This is a genomic window from Shewanella sp. UCD-KL21 (assembly GCF_001957135.1).
Classification (GTDB): Bacteria; Pseudomonadota; Gammaproteobacteria; order Enterobacterales; family Shewanellaceae; genus Shewanella.
Genome location: NZ_MPHK01000002.1, coordinates 323,728 through 345,450, shown reverse-complemented (window position 1 = coordinate 345,450; position 21,723 = coordinate 323,728). Strand labels below are relative to the sequence as shown.

At 44.0% G+C, this 21,723-nt stretch carries 7 protein-coding genes; 1 reads left to right on the top strand and 6 read right to left on the bottom strand.

Annotated features, from left to right (window positions below):
* The first annotated feature begins 771 nt into the window (after nucleotides 1-771).
* Nucleotides 772-1,659: a hypothetical protein gene (locus BM739_RS03350; protein WP_076537245.1), complete on the top strand. Its 888-nt coding sequence runs from the start codon at nucleotides 772-774 to the stop codon at nucleotides 1,657-1,659.
* Nucleotides 1,660-1,843: 184 nt separating this feature from the next.
* Here BM739_RS03350 and BM739_RS03345 read toward each other — a convergent pair whose 3' ends face one another.
* From BM739_RS03345 to BM739_RS03320, 6 genes are read right to left on the bottom strand one after another with little or no spacing between them, the layout of a single operon-like run.
* Nucleotides 1,844-2,101 carry a hypothetical protein gene (locus BM739_RS03345; RefSeq protein WP_076537243.1) on the bottom strand — a complete coding sequence of 86 codons (258 nt, stop codon included), beginning with the start codon at nucleotides 2,099-2,101 and terminating at the stop codon, nucleotides 1,844-1,846.
* Between the two features lie 47 nt (nucleotides 2,102-2,148).
* Nucleotides 2,149-3,777: an eicosapentaenoate synthase subunit PfaD gene (pfaD, locus tag BM739_RS03340; protein WP_076537242.1), complete on the bottom strand. Its 1,629-nt coding sequence runs from the start codon at nucleotides 3,775-3,777 to the stop codon at nucleotides 2,149-2,151.
* 9 nt (nucleotides 3,778-3,786) lie between these two features.
* Entirely contained in the window at nucleotides 3,787-9,906 is a 6,120-nt protein-coding gene (locus tag BM739_RS03335) for a beta-ketoacyl synthase N-terminal-like domain-containing protein (RefSeq protein WP_303046084.1), read from the bottom strand.
* Nucleotides 9,903-12,215, bottom strand: a complete 2,313-nt coding sequence (locus tag BM739_RS03330; protein WP_076537238.1) for a PfaB family protein — start codon at nucleotides 12,213-12,215, stop codon at nucleotides 9,903-9,905. Before BM739_RS03330 ends, BM739_RS03335 begins: the two co-directional genes overlap by 4 nt.
* The gene (locus BM739_RS03325; RefSeq protein WP_076537236.1) at nucleotides 12,212-20,491 is read right to left on the bottom strand and encodes a type I polyketide synthase; all 8,280 of its coding nucleotides are present in this window, start codon (nucleotides 20,489-20,491) and stop codon (nucleotides 12,212-12,214) included. The genes BM739_RS03330 and BM739_RS03325 overlap by 4 nt, the downstream gene beginning before the upstream one ends.
* On the bottom strand, nucleotides 20,488-21,345 hold the full coding sequence (locus BM739_RS03320) for a helix-turn-helix domain-containing protein (protein WP_076537234.1): 858 nt from the start codon (nucleotides 21,343-21,345) through the stop codon (nucleotides 20,488-20,490). The genes BM739_RS03325 and BM739_RS03320 overlap by 4 nt, the downstream gene beginning before the upstream one ends.
* Nucleotides 21,346-21,723 lie beyond the last annotated feature (378 nt).

The following is a 21,723-nucleotide window of genomic DNA, read 5'->3' as shown; positions in this document are numbered from 1 at the left end:
ATAAGCTATGTTGTCACGCTTGCGAATCTATTTTCTTTATTAATAAAGTACACCAACAGCAACATAAAATAGTGTTGAATACTGTACTTAAATCACATTGAATTTTTAAAACATTAATTTAAACAACAAGTATAATTGTGCAGTTTGACAAGTCTCGGTTGCTTTAACTCATGATTTTAAAAGTTAATTTAAGAATTCAGATAATAACTGCTTTGAAAAGTGTTTCAGTTTATATGTCAATAGGACCCTGCTAATTAACTTTTATTTCAATTGCTTTAATACTAACGGATAAAGCCAGTAGTGATGCTTAAGCGTATAGGCAGTTAAAACGTGTTTTACCTCATATTGAATATAACTAACAACACTTCTTTCATTTTCTGTTTTAAATATCTGAGATAATTAGTCCTCAATTAGCTATGTGTTTAATTAATATTTTGATTTCGTGTGCTTTTATCATAGTTTTTATTGCTTTTATAAAAAGCTTGAGTAAATTTTGTTTAAGCAACTCCTTTAAAGGCTGCAATACGCTTTTCTTTGAGTTATTTACCATGTGAAAAGTAAACATAGTTATCAGTGATACACTCTTGTTATGTTTGTTTATCTTTGTTATTTTACTTTTTAGGGTGTGTTAAGTAATGGCGCTTATCACTTTTGGAGAGTTAACATAAGCTGAAATTAGATATTATCCAGTTTGTAATTTTGCAAAAATCATCATCAATGTATCTTAGTCAGCACTGATTGAAGGTGTTTGTGTATTGATAGAGTGAGCTAATGCTTAAATTGAATCAGCAAGTCAGAATTCAAGTTGATGATGTATTTATTCAATATCATATATTTGATGTTAACCAACCTATCATGGTGACCTTTTCACCGTACTCAGAACCAATAACAGATGAACAGATTACTTCGGGCAAGTCTGCTTGGGGATTCAATTTTTTTGCTAAACGACAATTGAATGTAGTCGCATTTAATCAAATTGGTAAAAACAACATATTTGAATCCCAAATCTTTGAGGTGTTTTTAGTTGATTTTGGAAAACAATTAACCCTGTTTCCTAGTCGAATTGGTTATGGTGCAAGCTTGGGCGGTTTTGCTCTAGCACTCTATGCAGAAGTATTAAGACTCGATAGAGCGCTCTTATTGATGCCTGTTAGCACCTTTAATCAGAGCATAGCTCCGTGGGAACCTAAAACTTTTCCTCATTCAAGGGGGATTGGGCTAGATGCAAGTGGATGTAAAATCCCGTTAACGATTATCTATGACCCATTATCTGTTCCAGATAAACTGCATAAAGAGCGTTTTGGTAGTTGTGTAAAGGTATTAACTATTACAGGTGTTGGTCATCGTATTCCAAGGGCTTTACTGAATTTAGGGATGCTGTCTTCTGTGGTATTGGAATATCGACAAGGTGATATCAACAGCGATGATTTCTATCAACGTACTCGTAAGAGGCGCAATTTATCTTATTACTTTAAGCATATTCGTATTGTAAATACTGGCAAGATGACCAATAAACGCTTAATGGTTATTTACCGTCACAAGTTAGTTTACCACTTGAAAAACATAGATATTAATCCTAAAAAGATTTCAACTAAGCTAAAAGTAAGCGTGTCTAAAAAAGTGATTAGACTATTGAAGATTTTTAGACTTCAGCCATAAGCATAAAAATAGCTAAGGTGTTTAAAATTATTTTGCTTACGAAGCAACCTAATTGTATCAGCATGACAGTGGCAGTAGGTTACTTCGTCGTACTAAAATTGAAATAAATTATGAATATCAAGCAACAAAAAAGGCATCTTTCGATGCCTTTTCTTTTTAGCTTTAAACTCGAAATAACTAAAGGTTATTTCAACAACGCCACAGCTTCCATATCCAGTTCAATATCAGTGCAACCTTTAGCACAATATATTCCTGGTGCTTTGTCTGTCGGCTTCGCCTTTTTAGTATTAGGCGGCAATTGCAGCGTGAGCGGTTTTTTACATTCACTGCATTCTGCGCTGTTGCCTTTCAGCATGCGCTTTATCAAGTTCTTTTGTTGGTTAAATGACTCTTGTGTCGTGCCATTTACCGCTGAAAAATCCAGTTTTTGTGTTTCGCTCATTACCGCTACCTATATGAAAATTGTCTTAGCTTGATTACAGCACTTAATCACTTAACCTGATCAAGCGGGCTCCAACGTTGTAATGCTACTGGTATTGCTACGCCTTGGGCGGTCAGTAGATTAATACGTGCTTGATAAGCTGCGCCGTGCATCAAGTGTTTTGCTAAGTCTACCGCATTTCGCTGGGTATAATCATCTAAATAGCTGCCTTTTGCCCATTCGTTGAACGCGCCAAGTGCAGGACCTGCCCAAATTTGGTAATCCATTTCACGGCCAACTTCACCTGAATTCGACCAGCGACTTGAAAGGCCAAGATACCAACGGAAAATAAGCGCCATTTTACGCTTAGGATTACCTTGTGCACGCTCGATTTGCTTAGGATCACGTTCGTTAAAGTGCGCCACTGTCCCTGCCCAAATCTCATCAAGGCTTGAACGGAACACTTGTTTTTCAAGTTTTTCACGTTCTTCAGCTGGAATCGCTTCGATTGATTCATAACGGGTATAAATCTCGTATAGCTTATTGGCGCGCATCGGGAATAGGGTGCCACGTTTAACCACTTGCAGTTTCACGCCCATTTCGAACATGTCAGCAGCAGGTGCCATGGTCACGTCAGCCATTTCTGTGGTGGCAAGCAGTTTACGAGTATGTTCACTGGCGCCAGCTTCAACACACGCTTGGTTGATAGAGCCGGTAACAATATAAGCTGCGCCCATATTAAATGTCGCCAGTGCGGCATCGGGTGTGCCCACACCGCCACCACAACCAACACGAATAGGTGGGTTGTAGTTATATTCAGCTTGTACCTTGTCTTTTAAGGCCAAGATAGTCGGCAGTAAAGTCACTAAAGGTCGGTTATCGGTATGACCGCCTGAGTCAGCTTCTGCAGTAATATCATCAGCCATAGGAACAAGCTGAGCTAGCTCCATTTGCTCTGCAGTGATTAAGTCTTCATCAACCAATTTTTGCAGTATTTTAACTGGCGCAGGTTGCATGAACTTAATCGCCACTTCGGTGCGGCTCACTTTGGCGATAACTTTGTTAGCAACAACTACATCGCCGCTAGCATCACGGCTTAAACCTGCCGCGCGGTAGTAAACAATTTGCGGTGTTAAACCTAGGAAAGCTGATGCTTCAACGGTGCGCACTTTATGCTTTAAGAATAACTCAACGCTACCACGTTCCAGTGCTGGCTCGCTTGGGCTGTGAATTAAGTTAAACATGTATGGGCCGTTTGGCAGCGCCGCTTGAATACGATTAATGGCTTGCTCTACCCGTGAAGGAATTAGGCCCGCAGCGCCAAACGAGCATAAGATGCCTGCTTGACCGAGTGCGATAACTAATTCTTCAGATGAAATACCGTTAGCCATTGCGCCAGCGTAGTAAGCGTATTTTACGCCATGTACACGGCGGAAATTACTATCTCCTAAGCTCTGAGTGCCAAGTGCTGGTGCAAATGCACTCACGGGTAAGTCTTGGCTACTGCTAATGCTTTCGGTGACGACTTGTGCGTTTTGAGAAACCCCTAAGCCTTTTTCTGCATGGCTCACCAAGTAACAGGCTTGAGAAAGCTCTTTTAATTTATTACCGATAGCGGCAGGGTCAAAGCTGGCATCACTTGGGGCAACTTGCCAAGGCCATGGAGATAGCTTTTCGTTTTGAGTGCTAATTGTCATTATTAATCCTTACGCCTCTTCGATACAGATTGCGATATCTTTTACTTCGTAAATTCTTAAGCCATCTTTGCTTAAGTTTGCGTCACCAATAATGATGCGCTTGCCGTTTTCATCTTTCACGGCGCTGATGTGTACGTCTAATGACATTTGCTTGTTCAGCGGGTTTATTTGACCGCGGTACTTCCACTTTATGTCAGATAAAATCTGGCCAAACTTAGGGTTAGTGAAACCTTTGCCTAAGTCTTTACTGATGGCGTAAGTTTGCATTAACTCGATAATGGCTTCAACGCCTAATGAGCCTGGCATGACCGGATCTTGATGGAAATGGAACTGGAAGAACCAATCACTTGGGTCAATGGTGCGAGAACCCGATAGGTAACCTAGACCATTCTTACCGCCTTTATCAACGATTTCAGCTTTGTCGATAAAGTTAAGTTGACCGCCTGCAAGGCAATAATGTGGCTGGTTAGCTGGCGCGTGGAATACGCGAGACTGCTTATCGAGCAAGTCTACAGTAATATCAGCGGCGACATTATTATCAATATGCCAAGGATGGGTAATACGGCCGTTATCAATACCTAATTGGTTTTTAAGGGCGTCGCCTTTAAAGTAACCAAATACCGCGCTGCCTTTATAAAACGGCTCGTTATCAACACTTAGTTCAAAGGTAAAACTTTGAATAATATTGCTACCTGCGATGACCGTTGACAGTAAGCGTGAGTCATTGACGATAGTTTTACCGCGCAAATCGACATCACGTAATAGCTCGCCGCTACCATCTAGGTTACGGAAAAATAATTCTTCACCTGGGAAACCTAATGTGGTGCCCATGTAGCCAGAGATAAAGCCGTTAGGTTGCAGAGAAATTTCCATTAATACCGAGTAAGGCATCACTGAAGCATGGCTGTTTTTAGTAAAGTACCATGCATCTGCTGGCACTTCGTATTCAGCGATACACGATGACGGTTTTTTCAATTCGCCACGTTTGCCTTCAATTTCAACAATACGGGTTGTTAGCTGTAAATCACCACAGGGAGTACGCGGTGGGATAAAGCCACGGTAAATACTGAAGTCTGGGCCGAAACAGTTTTCAATGTTGCCGGTGGCAAATTCGAACATGTGGTACGCCGTAAACGGTAGCGTATCAGGAGTACGATTTGGGTAATCAGGAATAAGCGGCGCTTCAACATGTTGTAGCGGAATAACGCCTTTATTGGTTGGGGCCGTTAAATCTGGAATTTGTGCCATTAGCGGTGCATTAATGCTGGCTTGGCCGGTTGGTTTATTCGCTGCAGGGCTCTTGTTTGCACCTGCGGTATTGGTGCTTAGCATTGCGGCGTCAGTATCTGCAATAAAGCGAGTACATTCGCTTTCTTCTTTGATCATCACCCCCAGATTTTGGAAATCAACCACCGCTTTGCCGTTAAGCAAAATATCAATGTTGGCTTTAGCATATGGGCGAGGGTGAATACCAATCTCAGTCACTTCCATGCGGTAAGTTAACTCACCGTGTTGTGGCAGAACTTGACCACGACAACGCACTTTTTGCGACGCATTTTCAAGTGGTTGGAAACGACCATTTTCAACCAAGGTGTGCATACCAATATGCAGCATGAAGAACTGCAGTAACTGGCCACAACCTTCCGCCATTAAGGATCCTGCCATCACTTGGTCGCCCTTAAAATGACAAGGGAAGTACCAGTGATCAGGCGCTAATGTTTTATGACCTTCGATGAAGCCTAAGCCCCATGCGCCGCCATGAACATCTAGATTGCCAACTTGCTCAATCATTAAGAATTTTTCAGAGGCGAAGCATAATGAATCTTGCTTACCTGAAGCCAGTTGATGATTTTGATGCTCACCAGCAAAACAAGCGCCGATATCGGCGTGCAGTAAGTGATGGATTTGACCATAATCAAACTGGGTTTGAGCGCAATGCAACAATGGCTCAAAACGTGGCTTATTTGGATTGTTAAACGCATCTTCACGCAGTTTTATCTCATCTTCGGTGCGAATAACGCCTTTACCATCATCCAATTCTTGATCAGTAAAGAAGCCTGCACAGCCGCCGTCCATTTTCAGGATCATCTTATCGCCAACAAAACACTCGTAAGAGAAGAAGAATAATAAGGTGTCGCCATTTTTAGCGAAGTTATTAATCTTGATGTCATAACGCAGGGTGTCGCCACCACGTGGTAAGTCGTCTAAAAAGGTCAGCGTACAATCAAGTAATCGATAAACGCGCTCACCTTTGTTTTCAAAATCAATGCCCAAGTAACTAATCAGCATTAAGTCACATTGACCTGATTCAACCGCCACAGCCCAAGGTATTTGGCCATCAACTAAATATGGCGCATCAACTGGGATGTCATATTCAGTGGTCATAGAGCATGGCTTATATTGATTCATGGTGGCATCTAATTTAGTCACCCGTGATACCAATAAGTAATCAGTGGTTGGCAGGCGTACGCGGCGAGAGTAGTTATCAATCACAGCGTAATCAGGGCCAAATACGTTGGCGATATCACCTTCAGCGTATTCAACTAAATCAGCATAATTCCAGATGCAGGGCTTATCAGCTGGAACTGGCGCTGTGTATGGTGGCACACTGGCGTGATTTGGACGCAGTATCGCTGCAACTGGCTGAGCTAGCACGTTTACTGCTTGAGTCGGGGCGCTTTGTACTGGTAAAGCGTACGACTGACCATTGGCCTGCGCAAGTTGCTGTTTTAGCAGTTCATCAGCCACTTTTAAACCTTCATTACGGCTTTTTAAGAATGCCAGTTGCGCTTGATGTGCTAACCACTGGTTTTGTTCAAAAGCAGTGAGATGTGCAGGCGGAACTTGTGCTTGAGTCTGAGCTTGTGCAAGCGAAGGTGTTTGCACTGGAGACGCAGATCCCTGTTTAGCTGGACTGAACTGGGTAGAACGATCTGAAAACGGCATAGGGGACTCTATTATTGTTGATGGTGAATTCACCATCGCTTGTTTAGTCGTTGAAGCATTTTGACGCTCACTCATTTGAGGTGCTTCAAAATGTCCTCGGCTCGCCATTGCTGTGATAGCAGTTGACGCTACGGGTGTTATTTGGGCTGTTTTAGCGCGGATGCTATTAATCTCAGCGAGTGGCGCATCGACAATATGTTGGTAGATATCGCGGCCACCAAGGCTAACTTGCTTAACTAAGCTGAGCTTCTTGGCGGTTTGCTGCTGAATATCAATATCTAATCGTTGCTGACTAGCACATTGTTGCTCTGATGATTGACTTAGCAAAAGCTGTGAACATTGGTTTTCACTCAATGTGGCTATGATGGCATGTTGAGGCGCAGCTGCATTATTTAGAGCAAAAGGCTTAGGTAGTGCTAATAAACCATGTAATAAACTGGCGATCCCTGATGCAGCAAAGGTATGGCCAATACAAGACTGAGCAGTAGTGTTTTGCGACTGGCTAAACAACTGCGATAAGGCTTGCGAAGCCTTGATGCTTGAAGCGTTTAAAAAATCAGGCGCTTGGTTTAATTCAAGCAATTGAATATCAGCACTAGTTAACCCTGTTTGAGTCAGCAAGGTATCAGCGATTGAGCCGACTTGTTCGCTGTAACCAAATTCAAGGCTTTCAATGGTGCCGTAACTGCCAGCAAAGCCAGATTCACTTGTACCTTCATCAGCCATATCTTGATCAGAAAGCGCGCCAAGGGCTTGATGAATCAAATCTACATTGGAAGCGTTTGCTGTAGCGGCTTGCAATACGATTGCGCCAGCACCTTCACCAATTGATAACGACTGACTTGACTGAGCACTTGAACTTAAGTGAGCACTGGCACCAGCTTGAGCAAGCGAGGCTGTTTTAAGGACGATATTCTCAATGCTACCTGATAAGTCTACTGCAGCAATAATCACTGCATCCAAAGGCTCTTGGCGAGACTCCATAGCCAGTAGATTTTGCGCCACATCAATACAGCGGTTAACTGACTGCTCACCTGCTGAAATAGTGAAAGCAGGGCCATTGAAGTCCCATAGTGATGAGATGCGCGATGCCATAATATTACCAATGAAACTGGTATATTGATTTAACTTCGCCGCATCTAACACGCTATCCATCGCAATAGTTTCAAGTGCTTGGTATTCAGACTCTGACAAGTTAACGCCATGCGCTTTAAGACTGGCTGCAATTTGGGTATGCAAGTTAACGCGGCCACGGAATTGATGTAATTCAAGCTCCGTTTCCATGGCGACTAGCACAGCAACCTTACTGCCAGATTCAAGCTTGGCGTCATGAATGGCTTCATCTGCGACTTTCATTAATAGCAGTTGTTGCGAGATTAAGCGGTCATCTTCATTTGGCGGTACTTTGAAGCGTAAGAAGTCAAAATCAAACTGATTGATGTAGGCACCTTTTGGGGCGGCTGAACCTTCAAGGTTAATACCAAACTGTGATAATAATTCTGGGTGTTTATCTAAGCCTTTCCAGCGTTTTTCAGGCAGGGCTGTAAATGCCGATTGTTTAGCGTCAATCGCTTTAGCAAAGGCATTAATGCTTGATAGTGGCCCAAAGTGAGCCGCCATACCGGTAATATGCATTGGCGCTTGGGCGTTGATTGTAGATGGGTGAGTTGCAGAAGACTGAGCTGTAGAAGCATGAGCCTTTGCAGTATTAGTTGTCGTACTAGCGGATTGAGTTTTACCTTGATAAGACTCAATTAACAAATGTGCATTACAACCACCAAAGCCAAATACCGAGACTCCCGCATGACGGGCATTATTTCCCGCTTTGTCTGGCCAAGGCAATACATCACTTGGCAAGTTAGTTTTACCAAAAGTACTGTTTGGTGAGTTGATTGGTGCGCTGACATTGATACTCGGTGGTAACACGCCTTGGCGCATGGCAAAAATCATTTTCATGATCCCAGGCATACCGGCAGCCGTTAATAAGTGACCTAGATTCGATTTAGCTGAGCCAATTAACGGCGTATTAGTACCGTTAAGCTTATCTTCAAAGAAGCGTTCCATTGAGGTCAGTTCAACTTTATCACCTAGTGGCGTTCCCGTTGCATGGCACTCAATCACTTCAATGTTGGCAGGGCCAAAGCTTTCATCATGCATCGCCGCATCGGCATAAGCACGTTCAAAGGCTTTTACTTGGCCGTCGCTATTTGGGCTTAATACAAATTGGCCTTTACCGTCATTAGATAGTCCAATACCGCTCACTAATGCGTATATATGGTCACCATCACGTTCAGCATCTTCAAGACGTTTTAGTACTAATACGCCAGCACCTTCACCAGCGAACAGGCCTTTAGAATTACTATCAAAAGGCGCTGAAATACCATGATCTGGGTAAGCGTGGAATATTGAAAAACCCATATTAATAAAGAATGGGTCAGCACCTGATACCGCGCCAGCTAACATCATGTCAGCTTTGCCAGTATGTAAGTAATCACAGGCAAGTTTTAATGAGTAAACTGAACTCGCACAGGCTGCATCAAGGCTTAATTGCGCGGCGCCTAAACCCAGTGCATCAGCAACCAGTTTTGAAGCGTTATGAGCAATGGCCCCGTTTGACAGTGATGCTGGGACTGATTGTTGGTTAAATCCATCATTATCAAATGATTGTAAGTTGAAGTTGGGTTGCTGCAATTTATGCTGCAAGGCTTTTTCAACTGCGCTGTGATATAGCGGTACAAATAATTCATTTGATTTTGCTGTAGGGAACGACAAAGTCCCCATGACAATACCAGTGCGATTAAGGGTTGGATTGTGCTCAGCGTTATTAATATCCACACCCGCATCAACAAGGGCTTTACGGGCAGTATCGGTCGCCCATAAAAAGCTGTCGTCTAAACCGTTAAATTGTTGCGCTGGAATGCGGTAACCTTCAGCATTAAAGCTGAAGTTTTGAATGTAGCCACCTTTGTCGCAATAAAAGCGGTCTGATTCACCTTGTACACCCTGATAATCGGCCGGGTTAGCATTCAGCTTTTGACTGCTAATGGTGCTGCGAGAATCTTTTTTATCCAGCAGGTTTTGCCAAAATTTAACGGGCGTGTCTGCGTCAGGGTATTGGGTGGCTAAACCGACAACTGCGATTTTTGGTACGCTGTTATTGCTTGTTTTCGATTGAGAACTCAAGATTGTTCTCCTTCTAATTGTGGGGCTAAAGTAGCATCCGCTTGATGATTGTTAGCTTCAAACTTAAGTGTGCTAGCCAACAAATTCGCTAACCCTTGTGTTAGGCAGGTAAATGAAACTGGTGCTTTGTGACTGATAAGCTGGGCAATACATTTAAGCAGCGCAGTTTGATCGTCTCCACCTTTGGCATTGACAGCAATGGCTTGGCAAGGCTCTGAAACTGTTGGACTTGTGCGAGCAATTTTATCAATCAAGGTGGTTGTTTGTCTGTCTGCACCGATTTCAACAAAAAGTCTCGCGCCTAATTTACGTGCGTTGTTAACCAACTCAGTAAAGTTAAGCGGCTGACAAAAGGTGTCAGCGATTGAGGTTGCAATATCAAGGCTGCTGAGTTTAATCGGTTGTGAACTTGCTGCGCTGATAAATTTTATCTGTGCAGTTTGTTCAAGCTGCTGACTTTCATGAAGTGCTTGTTGATAAAACTGGGCCACTTCGCGATGAATTAGCATGGCTGGCGCAGTATGCATTGCGGTAACGCGGTTTGCTGCGATGCCGCGTTTGCCTATTTGTTTTAGCAGCGCTTTACAGCTGGCTTCACATCCTGCCAGCACGCAAGTATCACCCTGAATGATAGCGAGGTAACAACGAGGGTATTGTGATAATACCGCTGCAATATCGACTGGTGTTGCTCTAACCACAAAACTATTCCACACAATATCTTCGGTTTGATTAAGTTGCCATGCCTTGCGCACACAATCTAAACGACCTGAAATATCAGTCGTAAAAATAGAACTGGTTTGAGTTGCCTCAATCATACTATGGGGTTGCTTCCACACGCCAAGGCTTGCCCACATAGACGCTTCGCCCATGGAGTAACCCATGGCAAAGTCAGGCTTAACGTTAAAATATTCGGTCAGCACTTTGGTTAAGATATAACTTGCACCGACACCCGCAATTGCCAGTTCACCCAAACTCATATCAGTGACTTTAGCGTTGTCAGCATAAATGCTATCAGCTTGAAGCATGGCTTTTACATCACCATCACGTTCTAGCTGAGCATATAAATCAGGGAAGAAGCGGGGCAGTTGGCTGAACATCTGTGGGTAAACTGTGCCAACACCAGGGTAGACGAAACAAAGACCATTCGCACCCAACGGCTCATTGGCCGTAAGCACCAAACAACTACCTGATGGGGTCTTGTATTCAACTTCCGATGAATAACTTTCTGAGGTTGTAGAGCTATTTGTTGATGAGCTAATTGTCGATGAGCTAAGCATCGCCAACATGGCTTCAATCTCGCTGCATGCAGTGTCAATTGAATTGGCCATGATCACCGCAGCTTTACCTGCTTGGTGATCAAATTCGTTTAGATTGTTCAACATCAGTGCTAACAGCGCACTGTGGTTCACATTGGTTGCTGCACTGGTATTGGCAGCTGGGTTCGTCATAACAGCAACAATAGCGTTTAGCTGGCTTTTTAACTGCGTCAATTGCAGCTGTATACCTGAGACTGTGCTGGCAGATATTGGGAAAAACAATCTAGTGTTATCCAGTAATGAGCTTGCCTCACCAAGTTCAGTTCCCTGAACGAATACCACCGCGTGTTGCAGCTCAGCTTCAATAAAATTGAAACTGGCCACACGGCTTTGGTGCATCTCACTAAACCAATACTGTTTATTCGTACTGTTATTCTCACTGTCATTCGTTGTTGGCAAGCTACGAGTCGCAAGGTGGCCAATCAACTGAATCAGTTCAAAAAACTTATCTTTATAGCTAGTGCAATGAGTCGCATCGATTTGAGTTGGACTAACATGAGCCCGTTTGGCTTGAGTTAGTGCTTGTTGCACTGCGTCTGATAACTCGTGGCCTTCACCCATACCGGTTAAATAGGCATGGGGATGACACCGATGTTTTGCTGCAACAATTACAGGCATCATTAACAAGCGGTATGGCAAAGCTGGATGGCTTAGCAATACCGTTTGTTGTTGCTCAATACGTTCAATCGCTTGAGCTAAATAGTCGCGAAAACTCATGTTTAAGTTTGTGGCGGTATTTGATGTGCCATCTAATGACGATACATCAATTTCAAGCGGGATGGCTGTAGCGCCTAATGTTTCAGCCAATGAACAAGGTTTGATAGCAGCAAATGCATTGTTATTTACATGCAAGGAACCATTAGCTCCATTAGCAGCTTGCGCCAATGATGCAGCATCATTGGCAATCAGTTTTAAGGCGATGCGCATGCTTTTTACTGATGCAACGTTTGTTGGCTCAGGCTTTGACATCACAGAAGTTGATTGATTGCTCACACCGACTCCTGCAAATCAGCAAGTGCTTTAGCTGGGGCTAAAAAAGCCTCATTCAAGCTTTTGCTAATGGTTGTTTTTGCCGCTGTCATGGTGCAACTTAAGCGACCATCTTCATGGTAAAGCGCAATGTTTGCAGTCAAAGAGCGACTAGTACTCTTAACGACATTAAGCACTAAATAACCTTGGTCATTTGATGCAAATGGCGCGTAAGTGGTGAGCTCACCAATGGTTGATGGCAAACTAGCTGCATCATGCTTTATTCGCGCCCACACTAGCATTGCTTGTAGCAGTAGATCTTCTGCAAATGCCTGACTACCACCGAGTTCAACTTGCGCTTCAAAACCTAAACAATCAGTTTGTTCAATTTCTGGTAAGGTCACTTTACAAATAAGCTGGCTATCATTAGCAACCAATACTTGCTTGATCCCTTGTAAACGAGGGCCATGAAATAAGCTGCCGTTTGAATAAAGTTCACTGTCAGTACTAATGGCCTTGTTGTTTTTAACGTTATCAATGATTGACGCTAAGTGAGCCATTTTATCGGTTGCTGTAGTGGCAACGTCATTAAGTAATGCACTGTTGACGATTAAGTTCGCTTGGTATTGCGGTCTTAATAACGCTGCCGTTTTTACTTCGCTATTTGCATCACTGTTACCGTCAAGTACTCGGCTAGAAATCAATGCTTTTAAGCCTTCAGCGGTTTCAGTTAACTGCAGGGTTAACTCTTGTGGCTGGGCCGACTCAAAAATAATGCCTTTAAGTAACTTATAATCTTTGGTGCTTACAGGTAAACCACATAGCTTTTGCGCTGTTTCACGCATCCATTGTATGGCGCACACTGTCGGCAGTACTGGATTACCCGCGATGCAATGATCTTCAATGAAGGGCATTGCAACCGGATTAAGTACTCTTACAACAGATAAGCTGCGAGGCTTATCTGCTGCAGTTGCACTGTTAGATACAGTATTTAAAAAAGATAATGTCAGCGAACTCTCAGCATTTAGCGCAGAGTCCGCATTAAGCTTTTTTACAGCTGAACCTGTTGCTTGTTCTGAAGAATCGGAACCTTGCATGCTCGAACCAATCAGTATTTGAACACCGGTTTCAGATAACAGACTGTGGGCAAATAAGTTTGCGCCTTTATCTAACGGAATAACGTAAACGCCACGTTCAACAAACATCTTCTTTAATGCTGAGCTGACCATTCCGCCATCCCAAGGCCCCCAGTTAAAGCTCATTACTTTGGCTTGCGGATAGTTATTGGCAAGTTGTAATGCGGTTTTATTGAGGATCTCATTTGACATTGAATAGTCACTTTGTCCCGTGTTGCCGTAGAAACCTGCAGCAGATGAGAACATAGCAACCAGCTTTAATTTACTCGCATCAATGGCATTAATGATACCTGCAAAGCCGGTGACTTTAGTGCCGTATACACGACCTAATTCAGCTAAGGTTTTGTCTTGAATATGCTTATCAGCCAATACACCTGCGCCATGAATGATGCCGGTAATTGATTTGAAAGCTGAAAGCGATTGCTTAATGGCATCATCTGAGCTGACATCCATACTGATATATTCAGCACTTGCGCCCACTTCAGTGAATGCTGCTAAGGCGCGGTCAATCTCTAAGCTACTGGTAATTGGCCATACTAACGCGTCAATTTGTTTTGGCGTTGGCTTGTTACCTTGAGATTGAATAAAGCCAATTGCAGCTGCTTTTAACTCTTTAGCTTGCTTGCCTTGAGCCCATGTCGGCAGGTCAGTTGCAAGGTGTTGACTACGACCTGCAAGGATAAAGTGAGACTTTGTCTGTTTAGCAAGTGTAAGAGCACATTCAAATGTGACGCCCTTAGCACCGCCTGTGACTAACACAGTATCATTGCTATCAAGGGTCGTGGTTTGATAGCGCGTTTTCGCAGTTGTGGTCGCTGTTAATGTATGACGACCTTCGCTGCTTATACCTACCTCAACAATCTCATTGACAGCATTAACATCAAATAACTCAGCAATAACGGCATCAGCAAGGTCCACAGCTTCAAAGCTTGGCGCGATATCTAATGCACGACAAAACACTGTTGGCCATTCATGGCTAAGGGTTTTGCTTAGACCTGAAAGTGCTGCTTGATTTAACTCAGCAGTGGCAAGTTCATTAGTGTTTAAGTAACCAAAACCACCATCAATACGACTTACCGTCATAAAGCTTACACGTTCAGTTTTTGCTAATTCACTAAAGCTTTTCTGTAGGTGCTTAGCCATTAAGAAAGCTTGTTCAACAGCCACAAAAGCTGCATCACTTAGCGGCAAAGCTTTGTTCGCAGTGGCAAGTTGTGGTTGTAGATGAACAAAGCCAGCCACTTTATGATCTTTACTGATTTGGGCAATGACATCACTAATCGCTTCATCATTTACAGCCGTTAGGTTGTAACTTTTGATATCACTGCTTAGCGGTGATTGTGCGCTAGTGACTGATTCTGGGCTACGAATAACGGCGACGGTTAGGCCTGTTGCGGTAAGTTTTTCTGCTAGAACGCCAGCGTTATGACCATCATCATTGATGACGATACACGCTTCTTTAGAAAAACAATCAACTAACTTATCCGCCGCTGGTAGCTTTTTTAGTGCGACTTCCTGATGGGGAGGTAAGTCTGTTGCTAAATCAGATACTGTTGTCGTTGTTGTGTCGGAAACTACATCAGCTGATAGCTTGCTGTTTATAGCGCCTGTGGCGAGTTTAGAGTTCATATAAGATACGATTTCACCAAGCGTGCGACACTCAGCTAAATCTTCTGGGTTAAGCTCTGGTAAACCAGGTAGCTCGTCTTGTACCGTACCAAGGATCTCTACGCGCTTGATAGAATCGATACCAAGGTCTGCTTCCATGTCCATGCTAAGTTCTAGCATTTCAGTTGGGTAACCGGTTTTTTCAGCAACCACTGACATCATGGTGCTATGAACTTGTTCGGCTGTTAGACCTGAAGTGACAGGTGAAGCAGAGGTAGAGCCTTCAGCGGGTAGCTTAGAGTTCATGTAGCTAACGATTTCACCAAGAGTACGACACTCTGCTAAATCTTCTGGGTTAAGCTCAGGTAAGCCTGGTAGTTCATCTTGTACCGTACCAAGAATTTCTACACGTTTGATTGAATCAATACCAAGGTCTGCTTCCATGTCCATGCTAAGTTCTAGCATTTCTGTTGGGTAACCGGTTTTATCTGCAACCACAGACATCATGGTATTCAATACTGTTTCAGCAGATAAACCAGATGCTACAGTTGAAGCAGAGGCAGAGCCTTCAGCGGCTTGTGTATGAGCTCCTGCTGCTGGCAACGTAGAGTTCATAGCGCCTGCGGCTGGCAGTTTACTGCCCATATAGTCAACGATTTCGCCAAGGGTACGACACTCAGCTAAATCTTCAGGGTTAAGCTCAGGTAAGCTTGGCAGCTCATCTTGTACTGTGCCTAAAATCTCAACACGCTTGATTGAATCGATACCAAGGTCTGCTTCCATATCCATGCTAAGTTCTAGCATTTCAGTAGGGTAACCAGTCTTTTCAGCAACCACAGACATCATGGTATTCAATACTGTTTCAGCAGATAAACCAGACGCTACAGTTGAAGCAGATGTAGAGCCTTCAGCGGCTTGCGTATGAGCGCCCGCGGCTGGTAGCTTGCTGTTCATATAAGCTACGATTTCGCCAAGGGTACAACACTCTGCTAAATCTTCAGGGCTAAGCTCAGGTAAGCTTGGTAGCTCATCTTGTACTGTGCCTAAAATCTCAACACGTTTTATAGAGTCGATGCCTAAGTCTGCTTCCATATCCATGCTAAGTTCTAGCATTTCAGTTGGGTAACCTGTTTTGTCTGCAACCACCGACATCATGGTATTCAAGACTGTTTCAGCTGATAAACCAGAAGCGACAGGTGCCGCTTGAGCTATCGGCGCTGAAGCAACCATAGGCGCAGCAGTTGCAGCGGGTAGCTTGCTGTTCATATAGTCAACGATTTCACCAAGGGTACGACACTCAGCTAAATCTTCAGGGTTAAGCTCAGGTAAGCTTGGCAGCTCATCTTGTACTGTGCCTAAAATCTCAACACGCTTGATTGAATCGATGCCTAAATCCGCTTCCATATCCATGCTAAGTTCTAGCATTTCAGTAGGGTAACCTGTTTTGTCAGCAACCACTTCGAGCATGGTATGCAATACTGTTTCAGCAGATAAACCTGACGCTACTGGTGCAGCACAAACTGCAGGTGATGCAGAGTTCATAGCGCCCGCGGCGGGCAGTTTACTGTTCATGTAAGCTACGATTTCGCCAAGGGTACGACACTCAGCTAAATCATCAGGGCTAAGCTCAGGTAAGCTTGGTAGCTCATCTTGTACCGTACCTAAAATCTCAACGCGCTTGATTGAATCGATACCTAAATCCGCTTCCATATCCATGCCAAGTTCTAGCATTTCAGTGGGGTAACCGGTTTTTTCAGCAACCACTTCGAGCATAGTGTTCAAGACAGTTTCTGCTGATAAACCAGCAGGCGAAGCTTGAACTGTTGCAGCAGGAGCAGCTGGCGCTGGCGCCGAGATAGGTTCTGCAATAACGGTTTTTGCTGGTGCTAATGGGGCTGTTACTTTTGTAGTAGGCACTTGTGCTACTGGAGCTTGTGCAACTGGCACTGCAACTGGCGCAGCTACTTGAGTTGGTGTTTGAACTGCTGTTGCTGCAACAGTCTGAGTCATTGCTGGCGCTGCTATTGTTGTTGCAGCGGTTTGCGGCTGAACTGGCAGCGAAGTGCCTGTTAGCATAGCAAGAGCAGACTGGCTTGATTGTGCTTGCTGCTCAAGGAACAAGGTATGGCTTTGCAAGGTTTGTGCTTGATGCTGGTGGAATAGCTCCATTGAGCGCTGTAAGCTCTCAGGAATAGCGAGTCCAGCGGCAGCCATTTTGCTTTGCTCTGTCATCAGGTGAGTAAAGGTATCACCGTATTGTTTAGGAATAGCCAAGAACTGCTGATGTAAGTTTGCAGCTTGTTGCTGGGCATTGAAAAATGCTTCTAAGCTAGCAGTTCCAGCGACTGCAGGTTGCGCTAGTGCATTGTCAGCTACTGGTGCAGTCGTTACTGTATTGCGAGCAGCTGGTGCGTTGGCATTGGCTGAGGCAACTTCAATATATTCAGTTTTTATCACTTCTTTTTCCACAATCTTTTCTACGATTTTCTCAACTGGCTTTTCAACAACCTTCTCAACGATGGTTTCAACCACTTGTGATGTTACTTGGCCCGTTGCTAATGATTTTTCCATTTTGGCAAGGGTTGGCGCGCTAATATGGTTCGATGCATTCAGTTTGACGTTCATGCCTTTAGGCTTAACAGGCGCTGCAATGTCAGCTTGGTATGGATCAATCTCAGTCAGCGGTGCGCCCAATACACAAAGTTGCATAGCAGCAATGCGAAGCTGGGTATCACTATTACCTTTAGGATTCGGGTTTATGCTGACAACAGATACTGACTCAGCTTTATCACCCAAGGTAGCTTGTACCAGTTTTTGAAGTATGTTCTTAGGACCGAACTCAACAAATACACGTGCACCGGCGTCATACATATTATTTAACTGATCAGTAAAGCGCACTGATTGCAGCATATGCTGCTTGAATGCCGCTTTAATTGATTTAGCATCCGTTGGATGTTGCTCACCGCTAGCATTTGAGAACAAGGCCACTTTACTGGCGCTAAATTTAGCTTTATCAATGGCTTTAGCAAATGGCTTTTGTGCATGACCCACAAGCGGAGTATGGAAGGCGCCAGAGACTGGCAGCGCAATCGCTTTAAAGCCTAATGCGCTAATGGCTTTAGCCGCAGCAGCGCAGCTTTCAGTAGGACCGGCGATAACAAGCTGAGTCGCTGAGTTGTAGTTAGCCACTTTTACGCCATCAAAATCACTGATACAGCTTTCTAATTTGGCGATATTCTCAGCATTGGCCGCGTCAGTATCATTGGCTGGCAAGATAATGGCGTACATGGTGCCTTTATCAAGTGCATTACCGTCTTTATCAACCGCAGATGCTGCCATTGACTCGCCGCGTGCAAATGATAATTGGTAGTAGTCATCATTAGAGATAACGCCTGCGGCGCATAATGCCGAAAGCTCACCAAAGCTGTGACCTGCAAACATGTCAGCGCTGAAACCTGCTTGAGTGAATAACTGGTATTGACTCATGCTGACAACACCAATGGCGCTTTGGGCGTTATCAGTGCTTGTCAGTAACGCTGCTTGAGCTTCTTTATCTGCTTTTTCAAATGCAGGAATTGGGAATAAGACTTGTGACAGCGGAGTTTTGTTAAAGCTAGCAAAGACTTTATCAGCCTTGTTAAGCTGCTGGCGCATCTCAGGGAAATGACAAGCGACTTCAATACCCATATTTAAGTATTGAGAACCTTGACCTGCAAATAACGCCGCGACTTTTGGACTATTAGCAGACTTGCTAGCTTTAGCAGCTGTTATCAATGCTGCTGAGCGGTAGCTAGTGCCAGACGGCAATTGCCACGCATCACTGTTTTGACTTTCAAGCTGTTTTAATGCCAATTGTAATTGCGCCGTTAGCTCAGCTAAATTCGCAGCAACTAAGCCTAAACGAGCAGCGTTTGTATCTAATGTTCTAACGGCATATTGCTTAGCAATGCGGGTAAGTTCAGCTTGAGCAATACTGGCGTTGTCAGTATCAGTTAGCTTAGCGATGCTTGCGATTAACGCGCTAACTTCAGTTTGAAGTGCAGCTTTACTCTCTGCGCTAATTAACACACTTTGAGGTACTTGGCGTTGACGGTATTTCGCATCACGAGCATGTTCTGCAGTGTATTCTTCAAGCACCATATGGAAGTTAGTACCACCAAAACCAAATGAGCTAATACCAGCACGACGTGGGGTGCCATCAGGGCGCGGCATCCAAGGACGGGTTTCGGTATTTAAGAAAAACGGCGAATCTTCAACATTCAGTTTCGGATTTGGCTTAGACACGTTTATGGTTGGTGGCAGCACTTTATGATGCAGTGCAAGGGCGGCTTTAATGACCCCAGCCGTTCCTGCAGTCGATTTTGTGTGACCCACTTGAGACTTAACAGAACCTAAAGCAATGTGTTGTTTGGTGTCATTAAACTCACCAAAAACAGACTTAAGACCGTTAAATTCAGCGACGTCACCTGCAGCAGTACCTGTACCATGAGCTTCAATTAAGCCAACGGTGTGAGGCTCAAAACCAGCATCATCATAAGCACGTTTTAATGCTTTTGCTTGGCCTTCTGGGCGCGGCGCATAAATCGATTTAAATTTACCATCTGATGAGGCGCCAACCCCTTTAATTACCGAGTAAATACGGTCGCCGTCACGCTCAGCATCTTCAAGGCGCTTAAGTGCAACCATGCCGATACCTTCACCAATCATCATGCCTTTTGAGTCGATATCAAATGGTTGAATGGTTTCGTTAGTGGTAAATGCAGGCGTTTTAGAAAAACTCATATACATAGAAGGTGAGTTATCAGTACACACACCACCGGTGATCATCATTTCACTGCGGCCTTCAACCAGCTCAGTTAATGCCATACGCATCGCGGCAAGTGAGCCTGCACATGCTGCATCAACCACACAGTTCATGCCACCTAAATCAAAGCGGTTAGCAATACGACCGGCGATAACATTACCTAAAGAGCCCGGGAATGAGTTTTCTTCCCAGTGAACATATTGGTCTTGGAATTTCTTGATCAGCATATCGCTGTCAGCATCACTTAAGCCGCTACTTTTAAATACCTTTTTAAGTACAGGATATTGCAGGCGTGCGGTTAGGCTCGCATTGATTTTTTGACCGCCGCCCACTCCGAGCGTAATACCGATTTTATCGGTGTCATATTCAGGTGTTACACCCGCGTCGGCAAGCACTTCTTTGGCGATAACCAATGACAGTAATTGTGAGGTGTCAGTGAGCTCTAGGATATTTGGCGGTAGGCCAAATTCCATAGGGTTAAAGTCAACGTCAGGGATAAAACCACCGCGCTTACAGTAGCTTTTATCAGGGGTTGTTTTGTCAGCGTCAAAGTAATCTTCAGGACGCCAGTGCGACTTAGGTACTTCAGTAATGGCATCAATTTTTTCACTGATTAAGTCCCAAAACTTATTCAAGTAACGCGAATTAGCAAAGATACTTGCCATGCCGACAATGGCGATTGGCATATCTTTAAGACGCTTATTGAGTCGTTTGTCTTCAACTAACTTTTGTTGGGTCGGTTCTTGGCTCATTTTGAGTCTCCGTTGTTCAGTCTATCCATAGCTGAATTATTTGTAGAGTGTGCTGCTTCCGAAGCATGTATGGTTTTAGCGCCCGGGAAGCGAGCTAAAAAGGTGTGGTAATTTTTTACGAGTAATTTTCTTAAGTGAAACGGGCCGTGCTTTAACACATAAGCAATATAGCGATTAGTCGCTTGGGTATGGCTGTCTTGATAGATGTCGAGATAAACCCAGTCAGTTGCGAAATCAACCCCCAGTAAAACCGAGTAACTTTCTTTATCCGTTAATTGCGGCGGAATCGTCAGTGATACCACTTGCACCACATTTTCTTGAGTGGCTTCAGGTAAGGATAAGGTTTTGGCTAAGGTTTCTGGGTTCAAGGTATAAGTGGCGACATCGGTGCCTTGAACAATGGGTAACTGGTTGAAATAGCGCTCGGGCACATAGGGGCTTTCGAAGTCATCAAGCTTTGATACCCCGTAGCGTTTTAAGCAGCGGGCAAGCCCTGAGCGAGAGACATCCTTATTAATAAACTGCTGGGTCACCTTAAGCAGCCTGTCCAGCGGCATTTTTAATTGGTAGCGCAAACCGACCACCACATACTCTTCCATTGGCGACAATGTGGTTTTGAGGTGATGTGGCGTGGTGGGGGTATCGCTGACAGAATCACGCTTACGCCACTTTCTCACGGTGGCCTCTGAAATATTGAGAATTTTAGCTAATTGGCTCACGCTAAAGTCAGACGTTTGAATGAACTGACGCATTTCAGGGGTGGTGGTGGCATTACGGTGACGCACCACTGGCGTGCTAGTGTCTGTGGTCACTGATTTTTTTATCGCAGCTTTTGCGCTTGGCTCTGCTGTCATTTATATAATGCTACTTTCATTAAGGCTTAACCTTTGTCTGTATTTTTTGCAATACAATCTGTTGGGACTAGTAAAGATGAACAATAGTTAATCTTCATAATCATCGTTTTAGCACAATCGAGCAAGCAGAGTACCTGAGGTTTCGGGTCGATACAATCACCCGAGACTGATTATTCACAGATCAGACCATAACTAGCGAACACTTGTAAGCTCAAATGAGTATTTGTTATGAAATTTAATTGGTGAGTTAAAGCCTGATCTAGGTCAACTTTTAATCATTGTTACAGTCCTATACTGAATTTAAATAGCGCTAGGCACTTGCTTTAAATGACATGATTTATCTCACTTGATTTGCAAGGCGGACAGGCTCTAAAAGGT